The organism is Arenimonas sp., from assembly GCF_041919775.1.
GTDB lineage: Bacteria > Pseudomonadota > Gammaproteobacteria > Xanthomonadales > Xanthomonadaceae > Arenimonas.
Genome location: NZ_JAYRTE010000009.1, coordinates 52,034 through 61,159, shown reverse-complemented (window position 1 = coordinate 61,159; position 9,126 = coordinate 52,034). Strand labels below are relative to the sequence as shown.

At 70.1% G+C, this 9,126-nt stretch carries 7 protein-coding genes; 5 read left to right on the top strand and 2 right to left on the bottom strand.

Annotation, left to right across the window (positions count from 1 at the left end; all coding sequences use genetic code 11):
- Positions 1–63: 63 nt before the first annotated feature.
- Positions 64–936: a PhzF family phenazine biosynthesis protein gene (locus ACE3TE_RS07305; protein WP_374603598.1), complete on the bottom strand. Its 873-nt coding sequence runs from the start codon at positions 934–936 to the stop codon at positions 64–66.
- 129 nt (positions 937–1,065) lie between these two features.
- Here ACE3TE_RS07305 and ACE3TE_RS07300 point away from each other — a divergent pair, with 129 nt between their 5' ends.
- From ACE3TE_RS07300 to ACE3TE_RS07285, 4 genes are all read left to right on the top strand, one after another.
- Positions 1,066–3,690, top strand: a complete 2,625-nt coding sequence (locus ACE3TE_RS07300; protein WP_374603596.1) for a bifunctional aspartate kinase/diaminopimelate decarboxylase — start codon at positions 1,066–1,068, stop codon at positions 3,688–3,690.
- On the top strand, positions 3,683–5,074 hold the full coding sequence (gene murL / locus ACE3TE_RS07295; protein WP_374603594.1) for a UDP-N-acetyl-alpha-D-muramoyl-L-alanyl-L-glutamate epimerase: 1,392 nt from the start codon (positions 3,683–3,685) through the stop codon (positions 5,072–5,074). The genes ACE3TE_RS07300 and murL overlap by 8 nt, the downstream gene beginning before the upstream one ends.
- A complete protein-coding gene (murD, locus tag ACE3TE_RS07290; RefSeq protein WP_374603592.1) occupies positions 5,055–6,434 on the top strand; it encodes a UDP-N-acetylmuramoyl-L-alanine--D-glutamate ligase in 1,380 nt (459 codons plus the stop codon). The genes murL and murD overlap by 20 nt, the downstream gene beginning before the upstream one ends.
- Positions 6,435–6,584: 150 nt before the next feature.
- Positions 6,585–7,364, top strand: coding sequence for a dienelactone hydrolase family protein (locus ACE3TE_RS07285; protein ID WP_374603590.1), 780 nt, complete (start codon positions 6,585–6,587; stop codon positions 7,362–7,364).
- A gap of 93 nt (positions 7,365–7,457) precedes the next feature.
- Here ACE3TE_RS07285 and ACE3TE_RS07280 read toward each other — a convergent pair whose 3' ends face one another.
- On the bottom strand, positions 7,458–8,456 hold the full coding sequence (locus ACE3TE_RS07280) for a polyprenyl synthetase family protein (protein WP_374603588.1): 999 nt from the start codon (positions 8,454–8,456) through the stop codon (positions 7,458–7,460).
- A 137-nt stretch (positions 8,457–8,593) separates the two neighbouring features.
- On the opposite strand from ACE3TE_RS07280, the gene ssb reads away from it, so the two are divergent.
- A complete protein-coding gene (gene ssb / locus ACE3TE_RS07275; protein ID WP_374603587.1) occupies positions 8,594–9,103 on the top strand; it encodes a single-stranded DNA-binding protein in 510 nt (169 codons plus the stop codon).
- The last annotated feature ends 23 nt before the right edge of the window (positions 9,104–9,126 follow it).

Genomic DNA, 9,126 nt, shown 5'->3' with positions numbered 1-9,126 from the left:
TCCCTTCTTTGCCAAGGGCAAAGCCAAAAGATTCGCGCCTGAAGGCGCTCCTACAGCTGCGGACTACCAGTCCAGGGTGCCGCGCACGACGGTCTGCACCTGGCCGCCCGACCAGACTTCGCCTTCGGCGTCGACCTGCAGGAACAGGCGGGCGTCGTGGCCGACTTCGCGGCCCTGGCTGACGACATAGGCGCCGTCGGCGTGGGGCAGGGCGCCGGCGTGGTGCAGCCAGGCCGCCAGCGTGGCGTTGGCGGCGCCGGACGCGGCGTCTTCGACTTGCGCGGGCTGGCCGACGAAGGCGCGCACCGCCAGGTCGTGATCACCGCCGGCGCAGCGGGCGTAAACGCACAGGCCCATGGCTTCGGTGTCCGCGGCCAGCGCGGCGATGGCGGCCCACGGCGGCGACAGCGCACGCAGCGAGGCTTCGTCGCGCAGTTCGGCCAGCCACCAGCGACGGCCGCCGTCCATCAGCACCGGCGGCAAGCTTCCCAAGGGAAGGTCGGCCAAGACGGGTGCCAGCCGCGGGTCGTCCAGGCGTCCGGTTTCGAGCACCCGGGCGCGCGGCGCACGCACCGCCAGGCGGCGTTCCCGGCCTTCGCCCTGCACGCGGATCGGCAGCAGGCCGACGGCACATTCCTGCACCAGCAGGCCGTCCCGCGGCGTCGCCAGGCCGGCGTCGAGCACGGCGTGGGCGCTGCCGATGCTGGGATGGCCGGCAAACGGCACCTCCCGGCGCGGGCTGAAGATGCGCAGCCGGTAGCTGGCCTCCGGCGTCGTGGGCGGCAGCACGAAGGTGGTTTCCGGCAGGCGGGTCCAGCGCGCGATGGCCTGCATCGCGGCCTCGTCGAGCGAACTGGCGTCGAACACCACCGCCAGCGGATTGCCGTCGCCCGGCCGGGCGGCGAAAACGTCGAGTTGTACGAAGGGGTAGTGCATCGGGGGCTTCCTGCCCGGGGAAGGCGCGAAGATTAGCAGCCCGGCGGTGAATCACCCCTCCACGCCCTTGGTTTACACTCGGTGGGCCCGTGCCCCGCGCACCGGCCTCCCACAGCCAGAACCCTGACCATGACTCCTGCCGCGCCCGCCGCCGGTGCCGTCGCACCGGATTGGATCGTCCTCAAGTTCGGAGGCACCTCGGTGTCCCGACGCCACCGTTGGGACACCATTGGCGAGCTGATGAAACGGCGCGCGTCCGAAGAGGGCGCGAAGGTTCTGGTCGTGGTGTCGGCGGTGTCGGGCGTCACCAACGAACTGCAGGCGATCTGCGACGGCCACGCCGACGCGGCAGCCACGGCCTCGCGTTTCGAGGCGCTGGCGAAGCGCCACCGCGATTTTTGCCGCGACGAGCTGGGGCTCGATCCGGACGACGTGCTGGGCGAACGCCTGGCCGCGCTGCAGGCGCTCGCCGACGACCCGCGCCGCGCCGGCGGCGAGCTCGCCTGGCAGGCGGAAGTGCTGGGCCAGGGCGAACTGCTGTCCTCGACGCTGGGCGTGGCCTACCTGCGCTCGAAGGGCCTGGACGTTGGCTGGACCGATTCGCGCGACTGGCTGTCGGCGCGCGCGCTGCCCAACCAGAGCGACTGGGCGCGCCGGCTGTCGGCGTCCTGCGATTTCGAAGGCGACGCCGCGCTGCGCGCCCGCTTCGACGCCGCCGGCCCGGCGCTGCGCATCGCCCAGGGCTTCATTGCCCGGGCCGAAGACGGCGGCACCGCGATCCTGGGACGCGGCGGTTCCGATACCTCCGCGGCCTACCTGGGTGCGCTGCTGAAGGCGCGCCGGGTGGAAATCTGGACCGACGTGCCCGGCATGTTCAGCGCCAACCCGCGCCAGGTTCCCGAGGCGCGGCTTCTGTCGCGGCTGGACTACGCCGAAGCCCAGGAAATCGCCACCACCGGCGCCAAGGTGCTGCACCCGCGCTGCATCCACCCTTGCCGCGAGGCGCGCGTGCCGCTGTGGATCCGCGACACCACGCGCCCCGACATGCCCGGCACCGTCATCGACGCCTCGGCCACCACGGTGCCGGGCGTCAAGGCGATCAGTTCGCGCCGCGGCATCGTGCTGGTGTCGATGGAAACCATCGGCATGTGGCAGCAGGTGGGTTTTCTTTCCGACGTGTTTGAACGTTTCAAGGCGCACGGGCTGTCGGTGGACCTGATCGGCTCGTCCGAGGCCAACGTCACCGTGTCGCTCGATCCCAGCGACAACCTGGTCAGCACCAACGTGCTTGACGCGCTGTGCGCCGACCTCGGCCAGGTCTGCCGGGTGAAGGTGATCGCGCCCTGCGCCGCCGTCACCCTGGTCGGCCGCGGCATGCGTTCGCTGCTGCACAAGCTGTCCGACGTCTGGGCCGAGTTCGGCCGCGAGCGCGTGCACCTGATTTCGCAGTCGTCCAACGACCTCAACCTCACCTTCGTGCTCGACGAAGACCTGGATGAAGACATGCTGCCGCGCCTGCACGCGCTGCTGGCGCAGTGCGGCGCGATGCCGGTGACCGAGACGGCCGTGTTCGGGCCCAGCTGGCGCAGCCTCGACAAGCCCGCGGCAAGCCGTCCGCAGACCTGGTGGCAGCGCCTGCGGCCGCGCCTGCTGGAAGCGGCGAAAGCCGGCACGCCGCGTTACGCCTACCACCTGCCGACCGTGCGCGAACGCGCCCGCGAGCTGATGGACGTGGCGGCGATCGACCGGCGCTTCTACGCGCTCAAGGCCAATCCGCATCCCGAGATCCTGCGCACGCTGGAAGCCGAAGGTTTTGGCTTCGAATGTGTTTCGCAGGGTGAACTCGACCACCTGTTCGGCGTGCTGCCGAACCTGGCGCCCGACCGCGTGCTGTTCACGCCCAGCTTCGCGCCGCGCCGCGAGTTCGAATCCGCGCTGGCGCGCGGCGTGTTCGTCACGCTCGACTCGCTGGTGCCGCTGCAGCAGTGGCCGCAACTGTTCAAGGGCCGTGACATCGTGCTGCGCGTGGACCCGGGTTTTGGCCAGGGCCACCACGAGAAGGTCCGAACCGGCGGCAAGGACGCCAAGTTCGGCCTGGCCGCGGAAGCGGTGCCGCAGTTCGCCGCCGCCGCCCGCGCCGCCGGCGCCCGCATCACCGGCCTGCACGCGCACATCGGCAGCGGCATCCACGATGCCCGCCACTGGCACACGGTGTACGCCAGCCTGGCGGCGATCGCCGAAGGCATCGGCACGGTGTCCTTCATCGATGTCGGCGGGGGCCTGGGCGTGGCCTACGACCCGGATGCCGCGCCCTTCGACCTGGTCGCCTACGGCGCCGCCCTGGCCGAACTCAAGGCGGCGTACCCGCACTACGCGCTGTGGGTGGAGCCGGGCCGCTACCTGGTCGCCGAAGCCGGCGTGCTGCTGCTGTCGGTCACCCAGGTGGTGGACAAGCAGGGACTTCGCCGCGTCGGTGCCGACGGCGGCATGAATGCGCTGATGCGCCCGGCGCTGTATGGCGCCTGGCACGAAATCGTCAACCTGAGCCGCCCCGATGCGCCGCCCGGCCCGCCCTGCGAAGTGGTCGGCCCGGTCTGCGAATCGAGCGACGTGCTCGGCAAGCAGCGGCGCCTGCCCGGGGCCACCGCCGAAGGCGACGTGCTGCTGGTCGGCCACGCCGGTGCCTACGGCGCGGTGATGGCCAACCGCTACAACCTGCGCGCGCTGCCGCAGGAGGACGTGATCGATGACTGACTTCGACCCGGGCGCCGTGCGCGCCTTCCGCTTCCTCGACTGCCGCTTCGACGCCAACACCGGTGAAGCCAGCCTGGACTACGCGTTCGACGACGGCCCGGTGATGACCGAGGTGCTGCGTTTCCCGGGCGCGCCGTTCGCGCTCGACGGCGACCGCGCCGCCGCGGTGCAGCGGGCGCTGCGGCTGCTGCACCTGGTCGCGGGCGTCAGCTACTACAAGGCGGCGGTGCCGCCGGAAATCCGCATCGAGGGCTACGACATCGATGCGGGGACGGCGGCGCTGCTGACCTCGGTTTACGAGAACGGGTTGGGAGAATTTGCTTACCGCAACGGGCTGTCCTTGCGCGGGAAGATTCGTTTCCCGGTGGGGAATTCGCGCCTGAAGGCGCTCCTACAAGAGCCGACGGACCCTGTAGGAGCGCCTTCAGGCGCGAATGCTTCTGCCCCCAGGGCCCTCGTTGCCATCGGCGGCGGCAAGGACTCTTTGGTCAGCATCGAAGCCCTGCGCGCCGCCGGCGTCGAACAGACCGTCGTCTGGGTCGGCGGTTCGCCGCTGATCGCGGCCTGCGCTGCGCGCACGGGCCTGCCCACGATGAACATCGGCCGCGCGCTGTCGCCGGTCCTTTTCGACCTCAACCGCCGCGGCGCGCTCAACGGCCACATCCCGGTGACGGCGGTGAATTCGGCGATCCTCGCCCTCGCCGCGCTGCTGCACGGCCACGACCAGGTCGTGTTCTCGAACGAACGTTCGGCCAGCTACGGCAGCCTGATCCCCGGCACCGGCGAGGTGAACCACCAGTGGTCCAAGGGCTGGGAATTCGAGCGTGACTTCGCTGCGCACCTGCGAAGTCATGTCGCCGCCGACCTGCGCTACTACTCGCTGCTGCGGCCGTTTTCCGAACTGGCGGTGGCCCGGCAGTTCGCGCGCATCGACCACTACGATGCGTATTTCTCCAGCTGCAACCGCAATTTCCACCTGCTCGGCGAACGTCCGGCGCAGCGCTGGTGCGGCGTCTGCCCGAAGTGCCACTTCGTGTTCCTGGCGCTGGCGCCGTTCATGCCCAAGCCGCGGCTGATGGGCATCTTCGGCCGCAACCTGCTCGACGAGGCCGACCAGGCCCCGGGCTTCGACGCGCTGATGGAGTACCGCGACCACAAACCCTTCGAGTGCGTGGGCGAGGGCCGCGAATCCCGCGCCGCGATGGAGCTGCTGGCCAGCAGCGCGGCCTGGCGCGAGGACGCGCTGGTGAAGCGTTATGCCCGCGAAATCCGGCCGCAGCTCGACCCGGCCGACCGGGGACTGGCGTCGCTGCTCGAACCCTCGGATGATCACGGCATCCCCGACGCCTTGTGGGAGCGTCTGCGTGCGAATTTCGGAGCTTGAGGGAAAGCGGGTCGCGATCTGGGGCTACGGCCGCGAGGGCCGCTCGGCGCTGGCCGCCCTGCGCTGGCGCCTGCCCAGCCAGCCGGTAACCGTGTTCTGCTCGCACGACGAAGCCGAGCCCCTGCGCGACATGCAGGACCCGGCCCTGCGCATCGAAACCAGCGTCAATCCGCAGATGCTGGCCGAACACGAGGTGGTCGTGAAATCGCCGGGCATCAGCCCCTACACCTCGCCGGCCGCCGACGCCGCGCTCGAGGGTGTGCGTTTCATCGGCGCCAGCGGCCTGTGGTTCGCGGAACCGACGGCCGGCAAGCGCATCTGCATCACCGGCAGCAAGGGCAAGTCCACGACCACGGCGTTGGTTGCACATCTGCTCCGTGCTTCGGGCGCACGCACCGCACTGGCCGGCAACATCGGACTGCCGCTGCTGGAACTGCTGGACGTGCAGCCGCCGCCCGAGTACTGGGCGATCGAGCTGTCGAGCTACCAGACCGGCGAAGCCAGCGACGTGGATGTGGCGGTGGTGCTGAACCTGTTCCCGGAACACCTGGACTGGCACGGCAGCGAGGCGCGTTATTTCGCCGACAAGCTGGCCCTGGTCACCCGCGCGGCGCCGCGCCTGGCCGTGCTCAACGCCGGCGATCCGCGTCTGGTGGAGCTGGACGTGCCGGCTTCGACGAAAGTGCACTGGTTCAACCACGCCGATGGCTGGCACCTGCGCGAGGCCATGGTCTACCGCGGCGAACAGCCGGTGCTCGACGCCCGCCACGTGCCGCTGCCGGGCCGGCACAACCGCCTGAACCTGTGCGCGGCGCTGGCCACGCTCGAGGCGCTGGGGCTGGACGCAGTAGGGCTTGCGGCATCCGCGGCCAGCTTCCGGGCCCTGCCGCACCGGCTGCAGTCGCTGGGCCTGCGCCACGGCATCGAATCGGTGAACGACTCGATCTCGACCACGCCGCAGTCCACCATCGCCGCGCTGGACTGCTACCGGGGCCGCCGCGTGGCCCTGCTGGTCGGTGGCTACGACCGCGGGCTGGACTGGGGGGTGTGCGTGGAGCGCATCGCCTCGGAGCCGGTGACCGCGGTGATCACGATGGGCCAGAACGGCCCGCGCATCCACGAAAAGCTCAAGCCGCTGGCCCAGGGCGGGCGCTTCATCCTGGCCGAGGCCGAGGAGGTCAGCGAGGCGGTGAAGCTGGGCCTGCAGGCCCTCGGCCACGACGGCGTGCTGCTGCTTTCGCCGGGTGCCCCGAGCTTCCCGCGCTACCGCGACTACATCGACCGCGGCCGCCACTTCGCCAAGGCCGCCGGCTTCGACCCCGACCTGATCAACACCATCCCCGGCCTCGGCGTCGCCTAGGGCGGGGACAGGTGCAATTTCCCCGGGGGAAATCGGCTGGCCGGCCCGGCCCGGGGAAATTGCACCTGTCCCTTTCATTGCAGTTTCACGGCGGCGAGACCAGCATCGGGAAAACTCGACTCTGACCCCGGTTTCCAAGGACCCACCGCCATGCGCCGTTGCCTGCTCGCCCTCGCCCTGTTCGCCCTTGCCACCACCGCCCAGGCCGAAGCCTTCGCCGAGCCGGTGAGCTGGGAACACGGCGGCACCACCTTCGACGGCTACCTGGTCTACGACCCCGACGAAGACGATCGCCGGCCGGGCCTGCTGATGGTGCCCAACTGGATGGGCGTCACCGACGCGGCGGTCGAAAAGGCGAAGGAACTGGCGGACGACGATTACGTGATCCTGCTGGTGGACATGTACGGCAGCGGCGTGCGCCCGGCCAATGCGCAGGAGGCCGGCAAGGCCGCCGGCGCCGTGTACGCCGACCGCGAATCCCTGCGTGGCCGCATCAATACCGCGCTGGGCGTGCTGCGCGACTCGGCTGGCAAGACGCCGCTGGACGTCACCGACATCGGCGGCATCGGCTTCTGCTTCGGCGGCGCGATCGTGCTGGAACTGGCGCGCAGCGGCGCCGACGTGGCGGGCGTGGTCAGCTTCCATGGCAACCTTGAAACGACCCTGCCGGCGAAGCCGGGCGAAGTCGGCGCCAGCCTGCTGGTGCTCAACGGCGCCGCCGACACCTACGTGCCGCAGGCGCAGATCACCGGTTTCCAGGACGAGATGACCGCGGCAGGCGCCGACTGGCAGTTCGTGAACTTCAGCGGCGCGGTGCACTGCTTCGCCGAGGCCGACGCCAACAGCCCCGGCTGCATGTACGACCCGCGCGCCGCGAAGCGCGCCTACGGGATGATGGAAGACTTCTTCGACGACGTTTTCCGGGACTGACGCAGAATTGTAGGAGCGCCTTCAGGCGCGAATCTTTTGGCTTGGCCTTTGGCCAAGAACGAATTCGCGCCTGAAGGCGCTCCTACAGGTCGTTCAGTGCCCGCGCGCGACGGCGTAGCGGGCCAGGCCGCGCAGGGCGCGTGACCAATCGGTGTCCGGCAGCGCGTCGAGCGCGGCTTCGGCGCGGTCGGCGTAGTGGGCGGCGCGGTCGCGGCTGTAGTCGATGCCGCCGGACTGGCCAATCGCCGCCAGCACTTCGGGCATGGCGCCGGCGTCGCCGGTTTCGATCGCTTCGCGCAGGCGGGCGCGGACTTCGTCGCCGGCGTGGGCCATGGCGTGGATCAGGGGCAGGGTGGCCTTGCCTTCGGCCAGGTCGTCGCCCAGGTTCTTGCCCAGGGCGTCGGCGTCGGCGGTGTAGTCGAGCACGTCGTCGGCGATCTGGAAGGCCAGGCCCAGGTTCATGCCGTAGGCGTGCATGGCCTGCTGGGTGGTTTGATCGGCGCCCGACAGCAGGGCGCCCAGGCGCGTGGCGGCCGCGAACAGCACCGCCGTCTTGCGCTCGATCACCCGCAGGTAGGCCGCTTCGTCGGTGTCGGGGTTGTGCACGTGCAGCAGCTGCAGCACCTCGCCTTCGGCGATCTGGTTGGTGGTGTCGGCCAGGATACGCATGACGGGCATCGAATCGAGCTCCACCATCAGCTGGAAGCTGCGCGAATACAGGAAATCGCCGACCAGCACGCTGGGCGCATTGCCCCACAGCGCGTTGGCGGTGCGCCGGCCGCGGCGCAGGTCGGATTCGTCCACCACGTCGTCGTGCAGCAGGGTCGAGGTGTGGATGAACTCGATGATCGCCGCCAGCTGGTGCGCGCGCGGGCCGCCGCCGCCCAGGGCCCGGGCCGCCAGCACGACCAGCATCGGCCGCAGGCGTTTGCCGCCGGCGGCGACGATGTGCTCGGAAATCTGGTTGATCAGCACCACGTCCGAGGCCAGCCGGCCGCGGATCAGGGCGTCCACGGCGGCCATCTCGCCGGCGGCGAGGGCCTGGACCTGGGCGATGCCGGGCAGGGAAGCGGGGCGGGGCTGGGCGGACATGGCGCGATTATACGTTTCCCGGCCCCCGTTCCGGGTGGTTTCCGACCCCGGGCGGGGGTGATCGCCGGTGGCCGGGGCGGCGAAGGCTGGCATAATCGGGTCTTCATCTCAGCTGAACCTTACAAAGGCGGATCGCCATGGCGCGTGGTGTCAACAAAGTCATCCTGGTCGGAAACCTCGGCAACGACCCCGACATGAAGTACACGCAGGGCGGCATGGCCATCTGCACCCTGTCCCTGGCCACCAGCTCGGTGCGCAAGGACAAGGAAGGCAACCAGCAGGAACGCACCGAGTGGCACCGCGTGAAGCTGTTCGGCAAGCTCGGCGAGATCGCCGGCGAGTACCTCAAGAAGGGCCGCCAGGTGTATATCGAGGGCGAGATCCGCTACGACAAGTTCACCGGCCAGGACGGCCAGGAAAAGTACATCACCGAAATCGTCGCCAACGAGATGCAGATGCTCGGCGGCGGCGGTGGTGAAGGCGGCGGCAGCGGCGGTGGCATGCGTTCCGAGCGCCCGGCGCGTCCGGCCAGCCGTTCCGGTGGCGGTGGCGGCGGCGGTGGCGATTACGGCAATCGTGGCGGTGGTGGTGGATCCGCGCCCCAGCGCAACGACGACCCGTTCCCGGACGACGACATCCCGTTCTGACCGCGCCTTCCCCCGACAGGAAC

What these genes read in the sequence shown, in the direction of transcription:
- ACE3TE_RS07300 (WP_374603596.1), top strand. Translation starts at nt 1,066, where the DNA reads ATGACTCCTGCCGCGCCCGCCGCCGGTGCCGTCGCACCGGATTGGATC.
- ssb (WP_374603587.1), top strand. Translation starts at nt 8,594, where the DNA reads ATGGCGCGTGGTGTCAACAAAGTCATCCTGGTCGGAAACCTCGGCAAC.
- ACE3TE_RS07280 (WP_374603588.1), bottom strand. Translation starts at nt 8,456, where the DNA reads ATGTCCGCCCAGCCCCGCCCCGCTTCCCTGCCCGGCATCGCCCAGGTC.
- ACE3TE_RS07285 (WP_374603590.1), top strand. Translation starts at nt 6,585, where the DNA reads ATGCGCCGTTGCCTGCTCGCCCTCGCCCTGTTCGCCCTTGCCACCACC.
- ACE3TE_RS07305 (WP_374603598.1), bottom strand. Translation starts at nt 936, where the DNA reads ATGCACTACCCCTTCGTACAACTCGACGTTTTCGCCGCCCGGCCGGGC.
- murL (WP_374603594.1), top strand. Translation starts at nt 3,683, where the DNA reads ATGACTGACTTCGACCCGGGCGCCGTGCGCGCCTTCCGCTTCCTCGAC.